Annotated in this window: 13 protein-coding genes and 1 pseudogene; 12 read left to right on the top strand and 2 right to left on the bottom strand. The window is 46.7% G+C overall.

Annotated elements, in window-relative coordinates:
- Position 1 precedes the first annotated feature (1 nt).
- From H6A28_RS03360 to H6A28_RS03335, 6 genes and pseudogenes are all read left to right on the top strand, one after another.
- On the top strand, positions 2-1,387 hold the full coding sequence (locus tag H6A28_RS03360; RefSeq protein WP_204478846.1) for a glycoside hydrolase family 43 protein: 1,386 nt from the start codon (positions 2-4) through the stop codon (positions 1,385-1,387).
- Positions 1,388-1,406: 19 nt separating this feature from the next.
- Positions 1,407-3,125, top strand: a complete 1,719-nt coding sequence (locus tag H6A28_RS03355) for a family 43 glycosylhydrolase (RefSeq protein WP_204478844.1) — start codon at positions 1,407-1,409, stop codon at positions 3,123-3,125.
- Positions 3,126-3,164: 39 nt separating this feature from the next.
- A complete protein-coding gene (locus H6A28_RS03350; protein WP_204478843.1) occupies positions 3,165-4,493 on the top strand; it encodes a glycoside hydrolase family 43 protein in 1,329 nt (442 codons plus the stop codon).
- 39 nt (positions 4,494-4,532) lie between these two features.
- Positions 4,533-5,909: a glycoside hydrolase family 43 protein gene (locus H6A28_RS03345; RefSeq protein WP_204476134.1), complete on the top strand. Its 1,377-nt coding sequence runs from the start codon at positions 4,533-4,535 to the stop codon at positions 5,907-5,909.
- Between the two features lie 83 nt (positions 5,910-5,992).
- Positions 5,993-8,608: a glycoside hydrolase family 31 protein gene (locus H6A28_RS03340; RefSeq protein WP_239465239.1), complete on the top strand. Its 2,616-nt coding sequence runs from the start codon at positions 5,993-5,995 to the stop codon at positions 8,606-8,608.
- Between the two features lie 84 nt (positions 8,609-8,692).
- Positions 8,693-9,517: pseudogene (locus tag H6A28_RS03335) on the top strand (sialate O-acetylesterase); the annotation flags it as partial.
- A gap of 132 nt (positions 9,518-9,649) precedes the next feature.
- Here H6A28_RS03335 and H6A28_RS03330 read toward each other — a convergent pair.
- On the bottom strand, positions 9,650-13,726 hold the full coding sequence (locus tag H6A28_RS03330; protein ID WP_345944540.1) for a hybrid sensor histidine kinase/response regulator transcription factor: 4,077 nt from the start codon (positions 13,724-13,726) through the stop codon (positions 9,650-9,652).
- 346 nt (positions 13,727-14,072) lie between these two features.
- On the opposite strand from H6A28_RS03330, the gene H6A28_RS03325 reads away from it, so the two are divergent.
- Genes H6A28_RS03325 through H6A28_RS03305 form a run of 5 tightly spaced genes read left to right on the top strand, consistent with a single transcriptional unit; the run spans position 14,073 to position 21,402 of the window.
- Positions 14,073-15,704 carry a sialate O-acetylesterase gene (locus H6A28_RS03325; protein WP_204478839.1) on the top strand — a complete coding sequence of 544 codons (1,632 nt, stop codon included), beginning with the start codon at positions 14,073-14,075 and terminating at the stop codon, positions 15,702-15,704.
- Positions 15,705-15,706: 2 nt separating this feature from the next.
- Entirely contained in the window at positions 15,707-17,203 is a 1,497-nt protein-coding gene (locus H6A28_RS03320) for an MFS transporter (RefSeq protein WP_204478918.1), read from the top strand.
- 19 nt (positions 17,204-17,222) lie between these two features.
- Entirely contained in the window at positions 17,223-18,371 is a 1,149-nt protein-coding gene (locus tag H6A28_RS03315; RefSeq protein WP_204478838.1) for an endo-1,4-beta-xylanase, read from the top strand.
- Between the two features lie 48 nt (positions 18,372-18,419).
- Positions 18,420-19,397 (top strand): glycoside hydrolase family 43 protein, encoded by a 978-nt coding sequence (locus H6A28_RS03310; protein ID WP_204478836.1) that lies wholly within the window; start codon positions 18,420-18,422, stop codon positions 19,395-19,397.
- Complete coding sequence (locus tag H6A28_RS03305; protein WP_204478834.1) at positions 19,390-21,402, top strand: alpha-glucuronidase; 2,013 nt, start codon at positions 19,390-19,392, stop codon at positions 21,400-21,402. The genes H6A28_RS03310 and H6A28_RS03305 overlap by 8 nt, the downstream gene beginning before the upstream one ends.
- Positions 21,403-21,652: 250 nt before the next feature.
- On the opposite strand, the gene H6A28_RS03300 is transcribed toward H6A28_RS03305, so the two are convergent.
- Entirely contained in the window at positions 21,653-24,109 is a 2,457-nt protein-coding gene (locus tag H6A28_RS03300) for a TonB-dependent receptor (RefSeq protein WP_204478833.1), read from the bottom strand.
- A 134-nt stretch (positions 24,110-24,243) separates the two neighbouring features.
- Here H6A28_RS03300 and H6A28_RS03295 point away from each other — a divergent pair, with 134 nt between their 5' ends.
- Positions 24,244-25,440 (top strand): esterase, encoded by a 1,197-nt coding sequence (locus H6A28_RS03295; RefSeq protein WP_204476141.1) that lies wholly within the window; start codon positions 24,244-24,246, stop codon positions 25,438-25,440.

The following is a 25,440-nucleotide window of genomic DNA, read 5'->3' as shown; positions in this document are numbered from 1 at the left end:
TATGATAAGCAATAAAGTAGTATTGACAGTATTGGGAGGATTGATTTCTCCCATACTGTTGGCGCAAAATCCGATTGTGCAGACCTGTTATACGACCGATCCGGCTCCTATGGTGCACGATGGCAGACTTTATGTGTATACAGGCCATGACGAGGACAAAGCTGATTTTTTCTGGATGCAGGAATGGAGGGTATACTCTACGGAGGATATGGTCAACTGGACTGACCATGGCTCTCCGCTTGCCATAGAATCTTTTGAATGGGCAGATGATCGTGCATGGGCTGCGCAGTGCGTAGAACGTCATGGCAAATTCTATTGGTATGTCTGCCTGCATTCGAAACTTACAGGAGCGATGGCTATTGGGGTTGCAGTGGGTGATTCACCTGTGGGACCCTTCCGGGATGCCATTGGAAAACCGCTTTGTGACGGAAGCTGGGATTATATTGATCCAACCGTGTATATTGACGACGATGGCAGGGCTTTCTTGTATTGGGGAAATCCGAATATCTATTATGCGGAATTGAATGAGGATATGATATCCATCAAGGGAGAGGTAAAAAAGCAGGAGCAGACTGTGGACAGTTTCGGGGCTCCGAATCCGGAAAAGCGTGTGAAGGGAGAAAAATATAAGGATATCTATACGGAAGGTCCGTGGTTCTACAAACGGAAGGATAATTATTATTTGCTGTATGCGGCAGGAGGTGTTCCGGAACATATTGCATATTCCATGAGTAAGTCGCCGGTGGGGCCTTGGAAGTATATGGGAGAAATCATGCCTTTGCAGGATACAGGTTCATTTACGAATCATTGCGGGGTGATTGATTATAAAGGAAATTCTTATTTCTTTTATCATACCGGAAAGTTGCCGGGAGGAGGTGGATTCGGACGGTCCGTAGCTGTGGAAGAGTTTAAGTATAATGCAGATGGAACTTTTCCTGTGATCAATGCTACGCAAGAAGGCGTAAAACCGATAGGTACCTTCAATCCTTATCAACGAGTGGAAGCGGAGACCATGGCTTTTTCTGAAGGAGTGAAGACGGAACCGAATGACCAGACAGGAATCTATGTGTCGGACATCCATAATGGTGATTATGTGAAGGTGAGGGAAGTTGACTTAGGAAAGAAAGGTGTCAGCCGATTGGAAGTTAGTGTAGCCAGTGCGTTGAGAGGGGGAACCATCGAAGTACATGCCGACAGTATAGGTGGTACGTTGGTTGCGGAAGTACAAGTTCCTCATACTGGTGGATGGGAAGTGTGGAAGACTTTGGAAACAGCGGTGAAACAAGATGGGCAGACTGTTTCGGGTGTGCATGATTTGTACTTCTGTTTTAAAGGTAGAAAGGGCTGTAAGCTTTTCAATTTTGACTGGTGGAGAATGAAAGAGTAATTGTCATTAAGGTTAGATTATGAGAAAGTACATGCAAAATATTGTCGGTGGTTTATGTGTGGCAATGTTGCCTATGACTGCTTGGAGTATGTCTGAGGGCTATAAACAGCTTTCATACTGGAGCTTTGAATTGGGAACAGAATTACATTCTGATTCCATTGCCCCTACATTTGTGGTGGATAATTCTCAAAATGGAAATGCACTTCAGCTGAGGCCGGGAGCAAAGGTGGCGGAACTTTTCAGTAAAGACGTACCTTTTCAGGTAAGAGGCGGGAAGGCTAACAGTACTTCGCTTAAGCTGAACAACAGTGAATTCAAGGTACCGTTTAATGCATCTCTTCCTTTTTTGGACATTCAATACGGGTGGAACATCAGTTTGAGCCTTAAATGTAATCAGCTTGGAACGGAGCAGGTCTTTCTTTGTAAAGAAGGGAAAAAGGGTACTTTGACAGGGGATATATCTATCGGTTTTGACCCCATGGAAAAGAAGTTCTTTGTGGAGGTAGCTACAGACAAGGGAGAAACGGTTCGTATGACCGCAGGTGAGGATGTCAAGGCGGGAATATGGTATGATTTGTATGCTTCTGCGGAGTATGAAAAGACAAGAGACGCTACCATTCTGACGTTGGGAGTAAAGCCATCTGTAGAAGAGGGCTATAAAACTGCGAACACTTCCTATAAAGGATTAGCTGTACGGCATAATGCCGGCATGTGGATAGTAGGACGTGGATTCCCCGGAGGGTATCCCAATAGTTTGCAGGTATTAGACGGGTATATCGATGAGGTATCCATAAAAGGGATGGAGCGTCCGTATGAGTCCGGTCAGAATCCTTTGTTTCGGGATGAGTTTACTGCCGATCCGGCTGTGACGGTCTATAAGAATAAGGCGTATGCGTATGTGGGCGTAGACAAAGCAGGGGTCGGCGGTTGGTTCAATATGCCGGGATGGGTGTGCTATTCCAGTGAAGACATGAAACACTGGACGCCTCATGGAATGGTATTGCGTGCGGATGATTTCCCTGATTCCAATCCGAATGGAGCGTGGGCTGCTCAAGTGGTGGAGCATAACGGAAAGTTTTATTTTTATGTAACGCTTGATCAGAAAGAGAATGGCGCACATAAAATCGATGTGGCAGTGGGAGATAGCCCCTTGGGGCCTTTTAAACCTGCACGTACTGACGGAACGCCCCTCATTACAGACTCCATGACGTGTGATTCGCATCGTGCGAATGCGGACATTGATCCTACAGTGTGGATAGACGAGGATGGAACTCCCTGGATGGCTTGGGGAAACGGAGACTGTTACATGGTGAAGTTGAAGAAGAATATGATTGAGCTGGACGGTGAAATCCGAAAGGTACCTTATCGGAATTATTCGGAGGGACCTTGGCTTTTCAAGCGGAAGAACTTGTATTATAATATTTATGCGGCAGATGCCCCGGGTACACAGCCTGAACAGATTTGTTATTCTACAGCTGAGGACATAAAGGGGCCATGGACTTATCGTGGTTTCATTACCGGACCAGCAAATTTTGGTTTTACCATTCATCCGTCAGTGGTGGAATTGAACGGGCAATGGTATTTTTTCTATCATGACGGTTCTTATTCTTTGGATGGGCAGCCAGGAGGAGATTGTCGTCGCCATGTATGTGTAGAATATCTTTATTTTAACGAGGATGGCACAATTCAACCGATTGAATTGACGTCTTCTGGTGTAAGCGGGGCACCTCGCAAGTAAAATAAAGGTAAATTTGTAGGAACTTAAATTTTGAATATTATGAATATTAGTAAGATTTTATTGTTATGTGGAAGTTATGGGCTCTTGAATTGTTTGAATGTCAATGCCCAACGACCAATTATTCAGACAAAGTATACGGCCGACCCGGCACCGATGGTATATAATGATACGGTGTTTCTTTATACGACTCATGATGAGAATGATGCGGAAGGATTTAAGATGCAGGACTGGTTGTTGTATACTTCTACAGATATGGTCAACTGGACCGACCATGGAGCAGTGGCTTCGCTCAAAGATTTCGGCTGGACAAAACGTGACAACGGTGCCTGGGCAGAACAGGTAGTGGAGCGTAATGGGAAATTCTATATGTATTGTCCGATTCATGGGAATGGCATTGGCGTACTGGTGGCCGATAGTCCTTACGGACCGTTCAAGGATCCGTTGGGCAAGCCTTTGGTATGGCAGAAGGAACATTGGGATGACATTGACCCGACAGTGTTTATTGATGACGGACAGGCTTATATGTATTGGGGAAATCCGCATTGCTATTACGTGAAGTTGAACGAAGATATGATTTCTTATTCAGGAGAAATCGTGCAATTGGCAGAGACCCCGGAGCATTATCAGGAAGGCCCTTGGTTCTATAAACGCAACGGGCATTACTACTTGGCTTTTGCTTCTACTTGCTGTCCGGAAGGTATCGGTTATGCCATGAGTGACAGTCCTACAGGTCCGTGGAAGACTAGAGGATACATTATGCGGCCTACTGAACGCTCACGTGGCAATCATCCGGGTATTATGGATTATAAAGGAAAATCGTATGTTTTTGGCTTGAATTATGATTTATTGAAGCTGGAAACCGACACCCACTATGAACGTCGTTCAGTGGCAGTGGCCGAGATGCATTACAACGCGGATGGAACCATTCAGGAAGTGCCTTATTGGGCAGATACCAAGCTGGAACAGATAGGTACTTTCAATCCGTTCCGTAGAGTGGAAGCCGAAACAATGGCATGGGGATATGGATTGCAAACAGCTCCTAACGGGATGCAGGGCCTTTCTGTGGTGAATGTCAATAATGGCGAATATATTTGTGTACGTGGAGTCGATTTCGGCAAGAATAAAGCCCGCCGCTTTGAGGTTTTTGCATTGCCTCTTGTGGGAGGAAATCTGAAGATTCGTTTGGATGCTCCGGATGGAAAGATTGTGGGAAACGTGACTATCCCACAGGGAAGTGAGACTTCCAATTATCAACTTTATTCCTGTGAGGTCAATGCGGTCAGTGGAGTACATGATTTGTACCTTAGCTTTGAAGGAGAGAACAAGAAGGACTTATTTGAGTTGGATTATTGGAGATTTAGAAACTAATCGTGAAAAATATAAACAAACTTTTAAATGGATATTTCTATGGAAACAATCAGTTGCAAGAGCCAATGGCGTAATATCATGACCGGAATCGCTTTATTATCCGGCTTGACATTGAATGCGCAAAATCCTATTATTCAGACCTCATATACAGCCGATCCGGCCCCTCTGGTATATAATGACCGGTTGTATCTTTATACCAGTCATGATGAAGGCGGGTCTACTTGGTTTACCATGAATGACTGGAAACTCTATTCTACAGATGACATGGTGAACTGGACAGAACATCCTATGCCTTTGTCATTTAAAACATTTGAGTGGGCAGGAGGAGATGCTTGGGCAGCTCAGTGTATGGAACGGAATGGTAAATTTTACATGTATGTGCCGGTGACAGACCATAAAGGAGAAACTGCCATTGGAGTAGCAGTGGCTGATAGTCCTTATGGACCTTTCTATGATCCGTTGGGAGCTCCGCTCGTGCGGGCTGAATACGGAAATATCGACCCTACCGTCTTTATTGATGACGATGGACAGGCTTATCTGTATTGGGGAAATCCCAATTGTTATTATGTGAAGTTGAATGAGGATATGATTTCTTATGAAGGAGGAATACATGCGGTTCCGATGAAGCCGGAGGCCTTTGGGCTTAGGGAGGGAGATCCGCAGCGTCCTACCCTGTATGAGGAAGCTCCGTGGTTGTATAAGCGGAAGGGGTTGTATTATCTTTTCTATGCGGGAGGACCTCTGCCTGAGCATTTGGGCTATGCTACGTCGAAAAGTCCGGAAGGGCCATGGAAGTACGGAGGTACGTTGATGGCTACCGAGGGAGGAAGTTTTACGAACCATCCGGGTATTGCAGACTTCAGAGGAAAGACGTATTTATTCTATCATAATGCTGCTCTTCCGGGAGGAAGTGGATTTACCCGTTCAGTATGCGTCAGAGAACTGGATTTCCAGGCAGATGGAAAGATTCCATGTGTAAAAATGGTGAAAGAGGGTGTGGCAAACAGTTTGAAGCCTCTTTGTCCATATCGGAAGGTAGAAGCCGAAACCATTGCCTGGTCGGAAAAAATGAAGAGTTCCTATAATCCTCAAGTGGGAGTGTTTATTACTGCTTTGGCCGATGGGGCTTATACAAGAGTTCGGTCTGTTGATTTTGGTGAAAAGGCTCCTTCTCGTTTTACTGCCCGCTTGTCTACTACTCACAATGCGGAGATTACGATGGAAGTACATCTTGACGGATTGGATGGACAGGTGTTGGCAAAGATAAAGGTGCCGCGGACAGGGGGAAGCGACCGTTGGCGGATGGTGGAAGCACAGATTCCGCAAGTGACAGGAGTGCATGATCTTTATTTTGTCTTTAGAGGAGATGCTCCCAAAGATCTGGCGTATTTCGATTATTGGAAGCTGAATTACTAACTATGCAGCAACGACTTATGATGAAAAAGTCTTATTGTCTACTATTATTCTTTCTTGTTTGTATAGGGTGGAAAGGACAAAGTTTGGCCGGGAATGTTCCCGGCCTCTTGTCTGTTAGTCAGGCATCCGAATGGACCTTAGAAGAAGAAAAGGTGGGGCAGGTAGTGTTCCGTTCTGCGGATACAAGTTTAAAGCTCATTCCACTGAATGATGGAGTAGTCAGAGTGATTCGAAGCAAGGGAATCGCTCACCAGGTGCCAGAGCTGGTTTATCTGCAGACTGAAGCCCCGTCTTATACGCTCAAAAAGGGAAAAGATACTTATCTTCTGTCGCTCAAAGGATTGAAGGTACAAGTGGCTGTATCCGACGGACGGGTTTCTTTCCTCTCAGCCGATGGAAAAGAAATTTTGGAAGAAGAAGGTAGCCGGATTCAGTCGTCTGTTGTGCAAGGAGAAAAAACGTATGTTTCCACACAGACTTTTCATTCTCCTTCCGATGAATATCTTTATGGATTGGGTCAGTTTCAGGACGGGTATTTGAACGTACGTGGGCTGACACGCAGGCTGACTCAGGTCAATACGCAGATTGCCATTCCGTTTGTGATGTCGAACAGAGGGTATGGACTTTTGTGGAACAATTACGGCCTGACAGACTTCAACCCGGCTTCTTCTGTGGTTGCACTCCAAAAGACGGGTGTGTTGGGAGATAAGGTGACCGTGAACGTGACTTCCACCGAAGGAGGGAAGGAAGAAGTACGTGAAAGCAATGTCTTTATAGGTAGTCTGAAAGTGGAATCCGATGGGCAATATGCTTTGATGCTGGACGTAGGAAGTACCATGGCCCGCAAGCATAATTTGGTCATTGACGGTCGTACGGTGATAGATCAGAATAACCTGTGGCTTCCGCCTACAGCCTCTGTATTGGTTGACCTGAAAGCAGGAGAGCATAGTTTACGGACGGAACTGACCAAAGAAGATACACCTAAACTGTTTTTCCGGAAGGTGGATGCTACCACGACATTCCGTTCTCCGGTTTCCAATGGAATTGATTATACGTTTTTTGCTGGGACGGCCGACGAAGTGATTGCCTCTTATCGGGAAGTCACGGGAGAGGTACCCATGTTACCCGTATGGGCCTTGGGCTATATTCATTGCCGGGAACGCTTCCATTCTCAAAAAGAACTGCTGGAAACAGCTTCCCGGTTTCGGAAAGAAAAGTTTCCGGTCGATTTGATGGTACAGGACTGGCAGTATTGGGGAAAATACGGCTGGAATGCCATGCGTTTTGACGAGGCGGATTATCCTTCTCCCCGGGAAATGGTGGATAGCCTTCATCGGATGGATATGAAACTGATGCTTTCAGTCTGGTCGAAGGTGGATCAGAATTCCGTATTGGGAAAAAGAATGGCCGAGAAAGACTATTATATTCCGGGCACTCCCTGGATTGATTTCTTTAATCCGGAGGCAGCTTCTTTTTACTGGCAGAATTTCCGGGATAGTTTGGTTCTTCCGATAGGGATAGATGCCTGGTGGCTGGATGCCACGGAACCAGAGAATGATGATTTGGTAGGACGTCGGGTAAATCATTCCAGTTTTCCTGGTGAAGTATTCCGGAATGTTTATCCTCTGGTTGTCAATAAAACGGTATATGAAGGTCTGCGAAACCTTTCTGCTAATGGAGGGAAACAAGGTTTCTTCAGTTCCCGAACGGTTTTGCTTACCCGTAGCGGTTTCCCGGGAATACAGCGATATGGAGTGGCCACTTGGTCGGGAGATGTCGGAAACGATTGGGATACATTCCGTCGTCAGATTGTAGCTGGTTTAGGGATTTCAGTCTGCGGTCTGCCTTGGTGGACGTACGATGCCGGAGGATTCTTCCGTCCGGGCGAGGTCCAGTATACGGATGTGCATTTTCATGAACGGTTTGCCCGGTGGCTCCAGACTTCGGTCTTTCTGCCTTTGATGCGTGTACATGGATATATGACCGATACGGAGTTCTGGAACTACGGAGAGAAAGTGACAGAAATGGCGCGTAAGTCTTTGGCATTGCGTTATCGCCTTCTGCCCTATATTTATTCCGAATCTGCATGGGTTTCGCGCGAAAATGGTACGATGTTGCGTCCCTTGGTAATGGATTTTCCGAAGGATACGCAGGCCTTATCCTTGAAATATCAATATATGTTCGGCCGTTCCTTGCTGGTTTCCCCAATAGTGGAAGAGGGACCTGATACCTGGAATACGTACTTGCCTGCCGTTCAAGGGGGATGGTATGATTTCTATGACAATCAGCATTTATCCTCAGGATGGGTTCAGACTCAGGTCTCTCCAGACTATATTCCTGTATTTGTGAAGGCGGGTACCATTCTGCCTTTGGCTTCAGGATGCGCAGACGATGCGAAGACCGCCTTGAAGTCGGAATTGGAGATACGGGTGTATGCAGGGAAAGACGGTATGTACCAATTGTATGAAGATGAAGGAACGAATTACGCGTACGAAAAAGGCGAATATTCTTGTATCCGGTTGGATTGGGATGAAAGTCGTTCCACTTTAGTGATCGGAAAACGGACCGGTAAGTATGTAGGGATGGATACGACCCGGAAGATGAAGATTGTGAAAGTCACTCCATCAGCAAACGGAAAGGTTGAAGTAGCTGAAAAGTCTGTCATTTATAAGGGGCAAGAGTTGAAGGTCGTGTTCTGAGAAAGTAAGATATGAAGTTGAAAGTTGAATCTAATTTTTTGAATGATGGAAATGAAAAGAATGTTTGCGACGGTTGCGTCGTGGATGCTTCTGTCTTTGGGGGCAGTAGTGGCTCAGGAACCGGCGGAAGGAAGCAAGGTGAATGAAAACTTCTATGTTTATTTGTGTCTTGGGCAGTCAAATATGGAAGGGAATGCCAAAATAGAAGCTTGTGATACGGTAAATGTGAATCCTCGTTTTAAAGTGCTTCAGGCCGTAGATTGTCCGGATTTGGGACGAAAAAAAGGAGAGTGGTATACGGCTGTTCCGCCTTTAGCCAGATGCAGTACCGGCCTGACGCCAGCCGATTATTTCGGTCGTACGTTGGTCGACAGTCTTCCTTCCAACGTAGAAGTAGGGGTAATCAATGTGGCTGTAGGAGGTTGCAAAATTGAATTGTTCGATAAAGACAATTATACTTCATACGTGGAGACTTCTCCAGACTGGCTGAAGAACATGGTGGCCGAGTATGGTGGCAATTCTTATGCCAGGTTAATTGAACTGGCCAGGCAGGCTTCCCGCTGTGGGGTGATAAAAGGGATTCTCCTCCATCAGGGAGAGTCCAATACCGGAGACCCGGAGTGGCCGTTGAAAGTGAAGAAAGTGTATGACAATATTCTTTCAGACCTTAATCTGAAACCCAATTCGCTGCCTCTGTTGGTGGGTGAACTTGTGTCGGAAGGACAGGGAGGAGCTTGTGCTTCAATGAATCCGGTGATTCAGAAATTGCCGGAAACGATTCCCTCTGCACATGTCATTTCATCTGAAGGGTGTGAGGCAGTATCCGACAGATTGCATTTCAGTGCAGCCGGCTATCGGGAACTGGGCAAGAGATATGGGCAGGCCATGCTTCAAATTCTGAAAGCCGAGAAATAAAAGTAATCTGTTTCCGGGGGAACGAAAAATGCCGTGTATCTCTGGAAGCAGTTGTTCCGTGTTGTTTTATGTAGTTTGATTGCAGCCAGATAGACCTCTCGGTGAGAGGGGCTATCTGGCTGTCGGTTATTCTGATTCCTGTGTGGAATTCTTTTCGGTCTCGTTTTGCTTGCAGTGTTCCATGTATTTGCTTGGAGAAACACCATATAATTCTTTAAATGCGTTCGAGAAATACGTGGTGTTGTTGAACCCTACCAGCTGGGATATTTCAGAGATACTGTAATTCTTTTCTGATTTGAGCAGAATCTCCGCCTGTTTCAATCGGATATTCCGGATGAAATCCCGGGTAGACTGGTTCGTAATTTCTTTCAGCTTCCTGTACAAGTGTACACGGCTTATTCCTACTTCTGCTGCAATCATTTCTGCATTCAGGTCTGGATTGTTCAGGTTCTTGTTGATGGCTTTCATCACTTTCTTCATCAGCTTCTCATCTGCCGACTGGGGCTGGACGACTTCAATTTGTCCGTCCTGTTCCTGTTTCCCACTGAAGTTATTGCGTAAGACCTCTCGGTTTCTGATTAGATTTTCGATGGTCGTAACCAGAATTTCCAGGTTAAACGGTTTGGCAATATAAGCATCAGCTCCCAATGAGAGTCCTTCAATGTAATCTTTTTCACTGTTCTTGGCTGTCAGAAGAATGACCGGAATATGGTTGGTCTTGATGTTCTGTTTCAGCTTTTTGAGCAAGGTAATGCCGTTTACTTCCGGCATCATGATGTCACTGAGTACCAAATCCGGCATGTGCGACATAATGATTTCCAGAGCCTCTTTTCCATTACTGCAACTTAATACCCGGAAATAATTGCCTAACTCAGTCACTAAATAATTACGGATGTCATCTTCATCGTCCACAATTAAGACCGAATGTTTCTTTCTGGGCACTTTCTTTCCCGTTTCTTCTTCGTTTTCATCTTCATTGAGTGCCATGGGGATATGCTGGAGCATATTATCTTCCTGTAATGCAGGTGCGGTGTTTTCAGTGGGTTCCGGAGCAATATCTTCAGGAGACAAATGGGCACATCCTAATGGGATATGTATGGTAAAGCTGCATCCCGGCTGGTTCTCGTTGTTCTTGACCGTGATGGTACCATGATGCATCTTGACGAGTGACATGGACAGGTGGAGCCCGATGCCGGTTCCTTTGCTGCGCGACCGGTCGTCACTGATTTGGTAGAAGCGTTCAAAAATACGGGGCATTTCACTTTCCTTGATGCCGGTTCCATTATCTTCAATGATTATTTCAGCGCAGTGGTTCAATGGAGCTTCCTCTTTGTCGTTGTGGACTGTATTGATATAGATATTGATTTTTCCTTCATTCTGAATATGTTTAAGTGCATTGGACAGCAGGTTAAAAATGACTTTATCAAAGTTATTCGGGTCAATCCACACCTTCAGTTCATCCAGTTGGGTTATCAGATTCAGCTGTGCGTGTTTGCTGGCCGCTTGATAGTCGAATGTGTCTTTTATATTATGGATGAAGCCTATGAGGTCCACTTCCGTGAAGCTGAGCTTCATCTGGTTCTTGTCTATCTTCCGGATGTCCATCAACTGATTGATCAGGTTTAGGATGCGTTGGGCATTGCGCTCAATCAGGGAATAACTCTTTTGTCTTTCCGGGTTGGAATCGGTAGATATAAGTTTCTGCAACGGACTTATAATCAAAGACATCGGCGTTCTGATTTCATGAGAGATATTGATGAAGAACTGGAGTTTGGCTTCGTTTATTTCTTCCAGATGCTTGTGCTTGAGCATTTCTTGCCGCACTTTGTATTTTTCTTTTGCCTGGTGTATGAAAACGGCCGCTATGCCGCCTGCCACGATGATATAAATGATCCATGCTATGCCGGAATTATACCAGGTCGGATGGATATTGATGAGGATGGTCTTTACCTCAGATTCGGCAGTACCGTTGATTGCTTTGATCTTGAACTCATATTTTCCTGCCGGAAGATTGCTGAATGAGACACGGGATGTACCATTTGGCAGGGAGTTCCAGGTGCCATTGTTCATGGAATACATGAAGCTTTGGGGAGCAATATAATTATCGGTGGCAAATTCAATGTAGAAAGAGTTGTCGTAATGTGCCAAGTTGATTTCTTTTGCATTGAATATGTCATTGTCTATCACATGGTAATTCCCGGATTTCGTAAGTTCATTTACAGGCTTATCGTGTAGATAGAATCCGGTAATTCGGATTTTCCCTTGGAATTTCTGGATCTTGATATCGTCTGGATTGAAGAAAATGATTCCGTTGGTTCCTCCAAAAAGGATTTTACCGTCGGGATATAGGCAAAACGCATTTCTGGAGAATTCGTTGTTGTATAAGCCGTCGGAAGCATAAAACGGAATGAAAGATTTCTTTTGTGAGTCGTATTTGGCGAGACCTTGATTGGTGCTGACCCAGATATCGTTGTTTTTGTCAACAACAATGGATGAAACGGAATTGTTGGGCAAGCCGTTCTGGATGGTGAATTGCTCGAGGATATTCAAATCCTTGTCCATGATTATCACTCCATCAGATGTACCGGCCCAGATACGATGTTCGTGGTCTTCTATAATGGAATAGACTACCAGTCCAAGCAATGCCTTTTCTTGGCCTACTATTTTCAAGTTTTGAGTATCTATGCATTTTATTCCATCGTAAGTGCCAATGTATAACCTTCCATTTTGGGCATAATAAAGTGCATCAATCCATTGGTTGATATTTTGCATGTCTTGGGTGTTATACACATTGATATGTTCCTGAATGGAGGACTGTAAATCACTGAAATAGAGTCCCGTTCCCATTGTGCCAATCCATAGTCTTTTATGGTTGTCTTCAGCTAAGCAATATACGCGTTTGATTTCATTTCCGTTTTTGTCTTTCAAAGTTACTTTGGCAAATTTGTCCCCTTTGGCATCCATGAAAGAAAGTCCGCTCAGGTAAGAGCCTATCCATACATTCTTGTGGGAATCTTTGAACAGACACATCACCGTGGGAGGTATGTCAGAATCTGATTCAGGAGTCAGATGGCGGATAAAATTATATTGGTTATTCAGCTGGTAGATTCCGTCGTTATCTGTTCCCACAACAAGTTTCCCGTCGTCATAGTCGCATAAGGCCGTGATGCAGTTGTTTCCGATGTAATTCCGAAGCGAGGAATAACTTCCGATATACCCGAACATATTGGCTTGTAAAGGAATAAAAGCTACGCCTCTCTGGTAAATGCCTATCCACAGATTGGTACTGTTGTCTATCAGGAGGGAGTGTACTTTACTTCTTTTCAGGTTGACATTGTCTATATAAAAGTCCGTATCCGCAATGTTTTTTCCTAAAATGTCATAAGACACAATTCCTTCTCCGTCAATGCCAATCAGCATGAAACTTCCCTTTTGTTTCAGGTCTTTGATGGGAAACTCGGATTTGATGATTTGCTGGAACGTATCGTTCGCCTTTTGATAGACGAATGCGCCGCGTCCGGTGGTACCTATATATACATTGCCGTAGGAGTCTTCTGCACAGCAATTAATAAACTGGTTGCCGTTGTGTGTACCAAGCGAATAATCGTATCTCTTTCCATTTTTATCAATCCGGATGACACCATGGTATTCTGTGCAAATCCAGATATTTCCGTTCTTGTCCTCTTTGATCTCATTGATGGTATATCTGGGCAGAGGAATATTCCAGTCTTTAATCTGAAAGTTTCCTTTTGAGTCAATCGACAAGGTTTTGATTCCATATCCGCTGGTTCCAATCAGAATATTGCCGTTGCGAAGTTCTGTGATGCTTTTGTTATTATAGGACGAACCTGATTTCTTGATGGTTTTGAACGTGTCCGACCGGTAGTCATAAACTTGCAGTCCTTTGGTAGAAAGAATATACAGATTTCCTTTGGAATCCTGGAACACTTTATATACGTGGTTCCCTAATAAGGAAGTAGAGTCTTTTCGATGAGAGCGGTAGTTGGTAAATTTGGCTCCGTCAAATTTATTCAATCCATCCTCTGTTGTTACCCATATATATCCTTTTTGATCCTGATATATATTGTTAATCATACTGCTGGAGATTTCTCCATGAGTTGTATACAGCTTACAGAATTGCCCTTTACAGAGGAGGGGCAATAGGCAGCAAATAACAGCTATAATGAATGTCTTGTTTCTCATTATGAGTGTGGTTTGTAGGGCTGAATTTGAATTAAAATACCTTTGTTTGATACAAAGTAAGTTCTTTTTTCTTAGTTGTCAATAAAAAAAACGGGGATTTTTCAGGTTTTTGAAAATAGATTCTAAAGGTGGAAGTGAGTTCTTGTAAAAGATGCCTGGAGAATTATAGAAAAGCCTTTGAAGGGGATTTTCCTTATGTGATGTAACATTTCCGAAAGTTTTTGTTACAGCAGAAAGGATGGTGTAACAATAGATAAGAGGTTGGTATCCTGTGTGAGAGCCGATTCTATAGGGTTTTGCTACTTTTGTAATGGTAGAGATTAATGAAAAATACAAAGTATAATATATGAAAACACAGACTTATTTTGGTAGGGTATTGGGGGCTCTTCTCTTGTATGCTTGTTGTAGTTTTGGCTTGTCGGCCAAAGTTACTTTACCTGCGTTGGTTTCCGATGGAATGGTGCTGCAACGGGAGGTTTCGTTGAAAATATGGGGCACAGCCAGTCCGGGAGAAAAGGTGAATCTGACTTTCATGAAGAAGCAATATCACACGGTAGCGGATGAAGCTGGAAATTGGTCAATCGGGTTGCCCGCCTTGAAGGCGGGAGGTCCTTATTCTATGACCGTCAATGACATTTCAGTAAAAGATATTCTGGTAGGAGACGTTTTCTTGTGTTCCGGACAGTCGAATATGGAATTGATGGTGAACCGGGTGATGGATAAATATGCGCAAGAAATTACACAATATGAGAATTCTTCCATTCGATATGTTAAGGTCCCGTATGCGTATGACTTTTCCCATCCGTTGAACGATTTGCAAGCGGTAAAATGGCAACCGATGACCCAGGAATACGTGCAGAGTTTCTCCGCCCTCTGTTATTTCTTTTCTAAACTGCTGGAGGAAAAGACGGGAGTGCCGGTAGGTATTATTAATTCCAGTTGGGGAGGTACACCCATTGAAGCATGGATCAGCGAGGAAGGATTGAAGGATTTTCCGGCATATGTCAATCAGAAAACCTTATATGAAGATGCCGCACTGGTGGATCAAATAAAGAAAACCGAACAGCTGCATCAGTCGGCATGGAACAAGCAATTGTATCGGTCGGATGCCGGACTGCATGGGGAGATTCCTTGGTATGCCGAGTCATACAATGATACGGATTGGGAGTGGGTAGATATGTTTTCAGATAACTGGGCACTTCGTAACGGTCGTCCCTTGAATGGAACTCATTGGTTCCGAAAAGAGTTTGTAGTGCCCGATGGATGGGCAGGAAAAGACGCCGTACTGCGGTTAGGTTGTATGGTGGATGCAGATTCAGTGTATGTGAACGGACATTTTGTGGGGTCTGTTTCCTATCAGTATCCGCCGCGGATTTATCAGGTACCGGCCAAGTACCTGAAAGAGGGGAAAAACCAGCTGACCGTACGTTTGTTCAGCTACGGCTCCTGTCCTTCCTTTGTCAAAGAAAAACTCTATAAATTGCTGTGCGGCAATCAGGAAATAAACTTGGAGGGTAGATGGAAACATAAAATAGGCACGGTGATGCCTCCGTCACCTTCTTCTACTGCCTTTCATTATACCCCGGTGGGCTTGTACAACGGGATGATTCATCCGTTGCAGCATTATGTTTTCAAAGGGGTGGTATGGTATCAGGGCGAATCGAATGTGGACCGCTGGAGGGAATATTCTTCCTTGCTTACGGCAATGATTGCAGACTGGAGAGCCCTGTTTCAAAATAAGAACTTACCTTTCTATGTGGTGGAACTGGCCGATTTTCTGGCACCAGAGGATCCCGGACGTGCAGCTTGGGCGGAATTGAGAAAGCAACAGGCAAAGGCGGCACAGGAAAACATGCACGTAACCTTAATTAAAAACAGTGACACGGGTGAATGGAATGACATTCATCCATTGGACAAGAAAACGCCGGCTACCCGGTTGGTGAATGCAGTAATACAGAATGAAAAACAAAATAAGTAATGATGAGTAATATTCAGAATCAGAAAGTATCCATGGCCGAAAAAGTAGGCTATGGATTGGGGGATTGCTCTGCGAATCTGGTGTTCCAGATGATGATGATTTATCAGACCAAATTCTATACGGATGTGTTTGGGCTGGAAGGAGCAATTGCGGGTACCGTAATGTTGGTGGCACGTATCGTAGATGCTTTTGTCGACCCTACCGTGGGAATTTTATCCGACCGTACCCAAACCCGATGGGGAAAGTATCGTCCTTGGGTGTTGTGGACGGCTCTCCCGTTCATGGTATTTTATGTGTTGGCCTTTTATAATCCGGGGATTGAGGAGAAAGGACTGGTGGCGTTGTATGCGACCATCTCTTATACCTTGTTGATGACAATGTATTCTTTCAACAACACGCCTTATTCTTCTTTGGGCGGAGTGATGTCGTCGGACATTAAGGAGCGTACCAGCATTACTTCCGTGCGTTTCGTCTTTTCTACCATTGCTCAGTTTGTGGTACAGGGACTTACTTTGCCATTGGTAAGCAAGTTTTCCGATGGAGGAGACAAGGCTCATGGGTGGCTTTGCACGATTTCCCTGTTTGCGGCAGTCGGTTTTATTTTCCTTTTGATTGTATTTTTCTCGGCAAGGGAACGTATCACTCCACCGGCCAACCAAAAGAATGATACCCGTCAGGATATCAAAGACGTGTTGAGCAGTGTGCCTTGGCGTGCCATGTTTATCCTGACATTGTTCGTCTTCATCACACTGGCCATGTGGGGAAGTGCCATGAACTATTATTTTGAGAACTATGTAGACAAGGCTGCGCTGTTTGCTTTTCTGGATAAGATCGGGCTGGTGGCAGCAGAACCTGGAAACTCGGTGGGCTATCATGTGCTCAATGCCTTTGGATTGATTGTAACCTCACCGGATAAGGCATACGAAGTAGGATTTGGCGTCTTCAATATGGTCGGGGCACTGGTCCAGTTCTTTGGAGTGATTTTCTTATCTGAATTTTTGGCAAACAAATACGGCAAGAAGCGCACGTTTATTGTGTGCCTTTCGCTGACAGCTGTCTTTACAGCCATGTTCTATCTCCCTGCTAAAGACAATGTGGGCATGATGTTCGTGCTGAATTTCCTGAAGAGTCTGGCTTATGCGCCTACGGTACCTTTGCTTTGGGCGATGATTGCTGATGTGGCCGACCATTCCGAGTATATCCATTATCGTCGTGCCACGGGATTTATCTTTTCGGGTGTGGTATTTGCCTTGAAAGCGGGATTGGGTATCGGTGGTGCCGTACTGGGATTTTTATTGTCTGGATTTGGGTATATTTCCGGTTCAGGTGTCGCACAGAGCGATACGGCTGTGCAGGGTATCATCCTGTCTTCCAGTCTGATTCCTGCCGCTTTCTTCCTGGTGGGAGTGGTAGCCTTGTTTTTCTATCCTATCAGTAAGGAATACAATGAGAAAATGCAGGCAGAACTGAGCGAACGCAGAAGTAAAAATGATTATTAATTAGGAAATACGAAGAAAAATGAAGAACAAACACATTGTATCTGCGCTATTATGTAGCCTTTTTCTGATGGCATGTGGAGGAAATGCTTCCCAAATGGCCGTTTCGGAAAAATCATTAAAAGAGGTGGTTGGGGATAAATTCTTGGTGGGGGTAGCCCTTAATGTACGTCAGTCCTCAGGAATGGACACTTCCGCCTTGAAGATTGTGAAACAGCATTTCAATGCCATCGTGGCAGAGAATTGCATGAAAAGTGGGGAAATCCAGCCGAAGGAAGGAGAATTCCATTTTGAGGATGCCGACCGCCTGGTACAGTTTGGACTCGACAACGGGCTGACGGTGACGGGGCATTGCCTGATATGGCATTCACAGCTTCCTGAATGGTTTTGTGTGGACGAAAAAGGAAAGAATGTTTCTCCTGAAGTGTTGAAACAGCGTATGAAAACCCATATCCAGACGGTGGTCGGACGCTACAAGGGAAAGATTAAAGGATGGGATGTAGTGAACGAAGCCATTGTGGAAGACGGTTCTTACCGCAAGAGCAAGTTCTATGAGATTTTGGGCGAAGAGTTCATTCCCTTGGCTTTCCAGTATGCACACGAAGCCGATCCGGACGCAGAGCTGTATTACAATGACTACGGGATGGATGTGCCGGGACGCCGTGACGGAGTGGTGAAACTGGTTCGTTCGCTGAAAGAAAAGGGTTTGCGTATCGATGCGGTAGGCATGCAGGGACACATGGGGATGGATTATCCGGACATCCGTCAGTTTGAGAAAAGCATGCTGGCTTTTGCTGCTACCGGTGTCAAGGTGATGATTACGGAATGGGATATGAGTGCACTGCCTACGGCTATGCGAAGTGCCAATGTGTCGGATACGGTCGCTTTCAAAAAGGCATTGAACCCTTATCCGGAAGCTTTGCCAGATTCAGTCAGCCAGGTTTGGAATGAAAGAATGCAACAGTTCTTCCAGCTGTTTGAGAAGCATGCCGACATCGTGGAACGGGTGACTGCTTGGGGAGTGACGGACGGAGATTCCTGGAAAAATGATTTCCCTATCCGGGGCAGAAAAGACTATCCGTTGCTGTTCGACCGGAATTACCAGCCGAAAGATTTTGTGCGGAAAATGATAGAAGAGGCTTCGGATACGGCAGCGCTCGCAAAAAAGTAAATGTTTAACCGGAGACTGCTTTCGGGCGGTCTCACAAATCATCATAAAATGAAAAAAGAAGAAAGATATCTGTTTCCTGCCGATTATATGGCAGACCCTTCAGTACATGTATTCAATGGCCGTTTGTATATATATCCTTCACATGACCGTGAATCCGGCATTCCGGAAAATGACAACGGCGACCATTTTGACATGAATGACTATCATGTGCTGTCTACCGATGATGTGATGCATGGCGAAATCGTGGACCACGGAGTGGCTTTGAAGGTGGCTGATATTCCTTGGGCCGGACGCCAGCTTTGGGATTGTGACATTGCCTGCAAGAACGGAAAGTATTACTTGTATTTCCCGTTGAAGGACCGGAACGACATCTTCCGGATGGGAGTAGCCATCGGTGACAAGCCGGAGGGTCCGTTCATTCCTCAGCCCGACCCGATTCGGGGCAGTTACAGCATTGATGCCGCAGTGCTTCAGGATGAGGATGGCAGTTATTACATGTATTTTGGCGGTATCTGGGGCGGACAGCTGCAACGCTATCGGGACAATAAGGCCATTGAGCACCCGTTCCTTCCGGAAGCTGATGAACCGGCCTTGCCGAGCCGGGTGGTAAAATTGTCGGATGATATGCTCGGTTTTGCAGAAGAACCGCGTCCGGTGATTGTGTTGGGGGAAGACGGCAAACCGCTGACCGCAGGTGACCCACACCGCTTCTTTGAGGCTTCCTGGGTACACAAGTACAATGGGAAATATTATTTCTCCTATTCTACCGGTGATACACACTTGCTGTGTTACGCCGTAGGTGACAATCCTTATGGTCCGTTTGTGTATCAGGGAGTGATTCTGACACCCGTGGTGGGATGGACCACACACCATTCCATTGTGGAATATAAGGGAAAATGGTATCTGTTCCATCACGACTGTGTGCCTTCGGGTGGAAAGACCTGGCTTCGCAGCCTGAAGGTGGTGGAACTGGAATATGACGAGAACGGTAAGATTCAAACCGTAAAAGGCAGTGCGGATGAATAAACGATTTTGGAGTGGTCTCTGTTTCCTGTCTTTGGCCCTGACACTGTGGGCCGAAGACGGGAGCAGACTTTGGTTACGACAGACGCCTGTGAATCAAGCGTCTGTTTGTTGTTTAGTGACTTCCCCTATGCTTACGGTGGCGCGTGAGGAACTGGCCGCCTTGTGGCAGGGAGGGGAAGTGGATTTGCAGCTCTGTGCCGATGAAACTCATCGTCGGCTGGGTAAAGAGGGATATACCATACGTACTTCCGAGGGAAAGACGGTGTTGGGAGCCGCTACGGAACAGGGATTGCTGTACGCGACCTACCATCTGTTGCGGTTACAGGCGGAGGGAGCGGATTGTAGCCAGTTGGACATTCAGGAAAAGCCGGCTTTTGACATCCGTGTGCTGAACCATTGGGACAATCTGGATGGTACGATTGAACGAGGTTATGCGGGACGTTCTTTGTGGAAATGGGAGGAACTGACCGATTCCGTATCGGCCCGTTATCGGGAATATGCCCGTGCCAATGCTTCGGTGGGTATCAACGGGACTGTGCTGAACAATGTGAATGCTTCGCCCGAGATTCTTTCCGAAGACTACCTGCAAAAGGTGCGGAAGTTGGCCGATGTGTTCCGTCCTTATGGCATCAAGGTGTACCTTTCGGTCAATTTTGCTTCTCCGATGAAGTTGGGAGGCTTGTCTACGGCCGACCCACTGGACGAGGAGGTAGCCCGTTGGTGGAAAGAGAAGGTACGTGAAATTTACGGGTTGATTCCTGATTTTGGTGGTTTTCTGGTGAAAGCCAATTCGGAAGGACAGCCCGGTCCGTGTGATTACGGGCGTACGCATGCCGAGGGAGCAAACATGCTGGCGGAGGCTTTGAAGCCCTACGGGGGAATCGTGATGTGGCGGGCTTTTGTCTACAGTCCGTCGGATGCCGACCGGGCCAAGCAGGCTTACTTGGAATTTCAGCCGTTAGACGGCCGGTTTCGGGACAATGTGATGGTGCAGGTGAAAAACGGACCGATTGACTTTCAGCCGCGGGAACCTTACAGTCCCTTGTTCGGGGCCATGCCGCATACACCCTTGATGGTGGAGTTTCAAATAACGCAGGAATACTTAGGACATTCCAACCACTTGGCTTATCTGGCTACTATGTGGAAAGAGTTTTACCGCTATGTGCAGCCTTCTTCCCTGAAGGGGGTAGCGGGTGTGGTGAATGTAGGTGATCACGTGAACTGGTGCGGACATGATTTTGCACAGGCCAACTGGTATGCTTACGGGAGGTTGGCTTGGAATCCGGACTTGTCGGCGGAAGAGATTGCCCGCGAGTGGCTGGCACAGACTTTCACGACCGACCGCCGGTTTGTGGAACCCATGACGCAGGTCATGATGGAGAGCCGGGAGGCGGTGGTCGATTACATGATGCCGCTGGGCTTGCATCACATTTTTGCCTGGGGACATCATTACGGTCCGGAACCTTGGTGTGAGGTGCCTGGGGCACGTGCCGATTGGCTGCCTTCGTATTACCATCAGGCGGACAAGGAGGGATTGGGTTTCGACCGGAGCCGTACGGGAAGTGATGCCGTGTCGCAGTATCCGGATTCGTTAGCCCGGGTGTTCGATTCGCTGGAACAATGTCTGGAGGAATATCTGCTTTGGTTCCATCATGTGAAGTGGAATCAAAAGCTTCGTTCAGGACGTTCCTTGTGGGATGAACTCTGTTACAAGTACCAGAAAGGGGTAGACGATGTGCGTGCGTTCCAGCGGGTGTGGAAGGAAATGCAGCCGTATGTGGATGCGGAACGCTATCAGGCAGTAGCTGAACGGCTGGACATTCAGGCACACGATGCCGTGTGGTGGAAAGATGCTTGTCTGGAGTATTTCCGTACATTCTCCAAGCAACCCTATCCCAAAGGGGTAGAGCCTCCGGTATTTACCTTGAAGGAATTGAAAAAGGTGAAGTTACCCATCAGTAACTATGAACCTCCTACGGTTGAGATGCTTCCGCGGAAAAAATAAGGGATATTGGAAGTGGATTCGGAGGATTTTAGAGGACTCTTAGGGACCTGAAATGTCTCGTGAAAAAACGCAAGTACGTTTGGCATCAAATGTACTTGCGTTTTGTTCTAAACGCACTTGCGTTTTAAGTAAAACGTACTTGTGTTTTGGGGCAAACGCCCTTACGTTTCAGATGAAACGCAAAGGCGTTTTTTTATATGTGGTTGTGTAATTTTTAAATAGTTATCAATCAGTTGGTTATGATTTTGTATCAGAACCTGCACCGTATGTCGATGCCCACTTGTACGGGGCGTCCCTTTTGGGCAAAGCCTCGGCTCATGGTTTCGAAGTAGAACGCCTGGTAATCCTTGTTCAGGGCGTTGTTCACCCAGATACCGATTTGCCCGTTTCCTTTGTTCAGGCTGAGGCGTCCGTTCAGTGTGCCGTAGAGGGCCTGACTGGCGTTGTTCTGCTCTGTCCAGTAGATACGTCCTGCCGCCCGGTAGTTGGCATCGAGGGTGATGTTGTCCAGAATGGCATTCTTGCGGAGCGGGAAGATATACTGTCCGCCTACGGTAAAGGTATGTTTCGGTACGAATGGTACGTAATTGCCGTTGTAGTTTCCCGTCTCGCTCACCACATAGTCGGTGAAAGTGGCACAGGTATAACCGTAGTTACCGTTCAGGCTGAACTGGTCGGTGAGCTGGGCACGCAGGCTGGCTTCCGCTCCCAGGCTTCGGCTCTTACCGGCATTGACCGTGATACGTCCCAGTCCGCTTTCGGCGAAGCGTGACAACTGCTGGTCGCGGGTATCCATGTAGAAGGCAGAAAGGTCGGCCTGCAGTTTGCCGTTCAGCAGGGTGAGGTGCGAACCGATTTCGTAGTTCCATGAATATTCTGGCTTGTAGAGAGTGGCTGCCTTCACGTCGGTTTGAGGAGCCTGGGCCATGCCGTTCAGCATACCTGCAATCATCTGCTTCTTGTCCTCGCTCAGCATGGGCACGTTATTGACGATAGGAATCGTTACATCGGCCACATCTTTCATCATGCTGGCCTGCATGTCGTTTTGCAGCAGGTCGGAGAACATCTGGATGTTGTATCCTCCCGAGCGGTAACCTTTGCTCACGCTGGCATAAATGTTGTTGCGTGAATCAAAGTTGTATTGCAGGGCAAACTTGGGCAACAGCTGGATGTAGTCGTGCGACAGCTTTCCGTTGTAACTGTTGTTCACGTTGAAATCTTGTGCCGGTACCATCGGGATGACTTTGTTGCCAGGAGTCAGTGTGCCGCTCAGTGAGTAGGTATGGGTAAACTGGCAACCGCTGTAATAATTTAGCTTCAGGCTTTCATAGTCCATGCGGAGACCGGCGGTCAGTGAAAGTCCTTCCAGACCGAAGAGGTCGTTGAAGGTGGACTGATGGAACACGGCTGCATTCAGGATAGGCGTGCCGAACTGTCCCGGAATGACCAGTTGTTCGCCGTTGATGACGTCATTGAAAGTCATTTTCATGGTCATCGGACCGGCCGATATGGTCGGCATGTATTTGTTGGCGTTGGTGTTGATGGTGCTGTTCAGCCAGTTGACTCCGTCTTTCTGGAAGGTGACAGGTGCTTCCGTATCCAACCATTGGTAGAAACCGCTCACTCCGGTAGTCCACTGCCAGCGGCGTCCGGGCTTGGATTTCAGGACGATTTCCTCGCTCAGGGTCTTGGAGTTCTGTTTCTGCATCATGGTATAGATGTTCTGTTCCGTGAAGTCTTGGTCCAGGTCCATGTGGTCGCGCAGGTATTGGAAGCCGGTCACACTGCTCAGAATGAAGTTGTCGGCTTGATATTCTAAGTTCAATCCACTGTTCAGCAGGTTGCGCTTGTAGCCGCAGGCGTTGTCGTAGGAGATGCGTCCGATGTATTGCGCACGGTCTTCTTCGCCACTTACCTTTCCGGTGTATTCATACGGATAGCCGCCCTGGTTGGTGTATTCGTAGTTCACGGTGAAGTCGAGTTTCAGATTATCCGTGGGCAGGTAGATGGCACGGATACGTCCGCCGAATTCATTGTCCGTATCAATGCGTTTGCCGTTGAAGTCATTTTTGAAGAATCCGCCTTTGTGGTCGTAGAACATGCCTACACTGAAAGCAAACTGGCTGGAGATACGGTGGTAGTGGGTGAGCGAAGCGTTGTAGTTGTTGTAAGTGGCCGCACCCAGGCGAAGGTCTGTGCCCTGATAGGTGAAAGGCGATTTGGTGAACACACGGATGAGTCCGCCCATGGTGTTTCGTCCGTAGAGGGTACCCTGCGGTCCGCGCATGACGTCGATACGCTCGATGTCCGAGTAGTTGAAGTCGAAAGCCGACTTGTCAATGAAAGGAATGTTGTCGACGTAGAGACCTACCGCCGGCGTATTGATACGAGAACCGATACCGCGGATATAGACGGAAGTGGTCAGTTTGGAACCGTAGTCAGGAATGAACAGGTTCGGTACCAGAGCCGACAGGGATTTTACGGAAGTGACCGAGTTGTTGCGCAAGGCACTTTGTGAAAACGAGGTAGACGAAGCGGCCTGCTGGCGCAGACGGTTGTTTTCCTTCGGCGTGGCAATGACGACTACTTCTTCAATGTCGATGACCTTGGTCGTATCTTTAGGCAAGGCATCTACAGGAGAAGTTCCGGCCCATACACAGGGTGCTGAGACGGCCCATAGAAAAGCGATAGCGGTATTTTTTTTCATTCTGCTGTAATATAGTTTAGTTAACGGGTGCAAAGTAACGCCAATTTGTCGGGACGGGCAATCCTAATAAATGAGGATTTTGCTAATTTTGTGTATCATAAAAAGAAGGTACATATAAATAAAGGTATAAGACTATGAGAAGAATTTTAAGTTTGGCGGCGATGTGTGTATTTGCACTCGGCGTCTGGGCACAGGAAACTGTGGCTGTCAATACGGGCAATTTAGTTTCACCTGAAGTAAAGAACCAGACCGTGACTTTCCGTTTGTGGGCCCCGAATGCGAAAGAAGTCTGTGTGGAGGCCGATTTCTTTGAAAAGCAACGTCAGCAGACTCCGTTGGGCGAAATGGAAGTCGCCGGCAGAATCCCGATGCAGAAGGATGCGAACGGGGTATGGTCGTATACCACTTCGATGCCGAATCCAGAGCTGCACACCTATTGTTACTATGTAGACGGAATGCGTATGCTGGATCCCAACAACGTATACATGTTACGTGACATTGCTACTTATACCAACTATTTCCTGGTCGACGGGGATTTGTCGCAGAATTATTTGGTGCGCGAAGTACCTCATGGCACCGTAGCAAAGGTGTGGTATCCGAGTCCCACGCTGGGGATGGAACGTCGCCGGATGACGGTCTATACTCCGGCAGGCTATGAAGACAGCAAAGAAAGTTATCCGGTGCTGTATCTGTTGCATGGAGCCGGTGGCGACGAGAATGCTTGGAGTGAACTGGGGCGTGCCGTGCAGATTTTGGACAACCTGATTGCACAGGGAAAGGCCAAACCGATGATTGTGGTGATGCCGAACGGGAACGGAGCTCAGGAAGCTGTGCCCGGAGAATACCCGAACAGCATGTACAAACCTTCGTTCATGAATTCAAAAACCATGGAGGGTTCGTTTGAAAAAGCATTCCCGGATATTATGAACTTTGTAGAGAGTCATTACCGTACGGTGAATGACAAGGCACACCGGGCCATTGCCGGATTGTCAATGGGTGGATTCCATTCGTTGTATATCTCAGCCAATTATCCGGATAAGTTCGGTTACGTGGGATTGTTCTCTGCCGCCATCAACCGGCAGGCAAAGGGTGAAAACGCATCTATTTATGAGAATCTGGAAGATAAACTGGCCGCTCAGTTTGCCGAGGCTCCCAATTTGTATTTCATTGCCATCGGTAACGGAGATTTCCTGTATCAGGATAATGTGAAATACCGTCAGTTGCTCGACAAGCACGGATACAAGTATGAGTATATGGAGACCGACGGCGGTCATGAATGGCGTAACTGGCGGAAATACCTGAATCACCTGCTTCCGGAACTGTTCAAGTAA

Origin of the sequence: Bacteroides mediterraneensis (assembly GCF_016900355.1) — a bacterium.
In the GTDB taxonomy this organism is placed as follows: Bacteria; Bacteroidota; Bacteroidia; order Bacteroidales; family Bacteroidaceae; genus Phocaeicola.
Note: the sequence above shows the minus strand (reverse complement) of the source record. Positions and strands in the feature narration are given on the sequence as shown.

What these genes read in the sequence shown, in the direction of transcription:
- H6A28_RS03360 (WP_204478846.1), top strand. Translation starts at nt 2, where the DNA reads ATGATAAGCAATAAAGTAGTATTGACAGTATTGGGAGGATTGATTTCT.
- H6A28_RS03355 (WP_204478844.1), top strand. Translation starts at nt 1,407, where the DNA reads ATGAGAAAGTACATGCAAAATATTGTCGGTGGTTTATGTGTGGCAATG.
- H6A28_RS03350 (WP_204478843.1), top strand. Translation starts at nt 3,165, where the DNA reads ATGAATATTAGTAAGATTTTATTGTTATGTGGAAGTTATGGGCTCTTG.
- H6A28_RS03345 (WP_204476134.1), top strand. Translation starts at nt 4,533, where the DNA reads ATGGAAACAATCAGTTGCAAGAGCCAATGGCGTAATATCATGACCGGA.
- H6A28_RS03330 (WP_345944540.1), bottom strand. Translation starts at nt 13,726, where the DNA reads ATGAGAAACAAGACATTCATTATAGCTGTTATTTGCTGCCTATTGCCC.
- H6A28_RS03325 (WP_204478839.1), top strand. Translation starts at nt 14,073, where the DNA reads ATGAAAACACAGACTTATTTTGGTAGGGTATTGGGGGCTCTTCTCTTG.
- H6A28_RS03320 (WP_204478918.1), top strand. Translation starts at nt 15,707, where the DNA reads ATGAGTAATATTCAGAATCAGAAAGTATCCATGGCCGAAAAAGTAGGC.
- H6A28_RS03315 (WP_204478838.1), top strand. Translation starts at nt 17,223, where the DNA reads ATGAAGAACAAACACATTGTATCTGCGCTATTATGTAGCCTTTTTCTG.
- H6A28_RS03310 (WP_204478836.1), top strand. Translation starts at nt 18,420, where the DNA reads ATGAAAAAAGAAGAAAGATATCTGTTTCCTGCCGATTATATGGCAGAC.
- H6A28_RS03305 (WP_204478834.1), top strand. Translation starts at nt 19,390, where the DNA reads ATGAATAAACGATTTTGGAGTGGTCTCTGTTTCCTGTCTTTGGCCCTG.
- H6A28_RS03300 (WP_204478833.1), bottom strand. Translation starts at nt 24,109, where the DNA reads ATGAAAAAAAATACCGCTATCGCTTTTCTATGGGCCGTCTCAGCACCC.
- H6A28_RS03295 (WP_204476141.1), top strand. Translation starts at nt 24,244, where the DNA reads ATGAGAAGAATTTTAAGTTTGGCGGCGATGTGTGTATTTGCACTCGGC.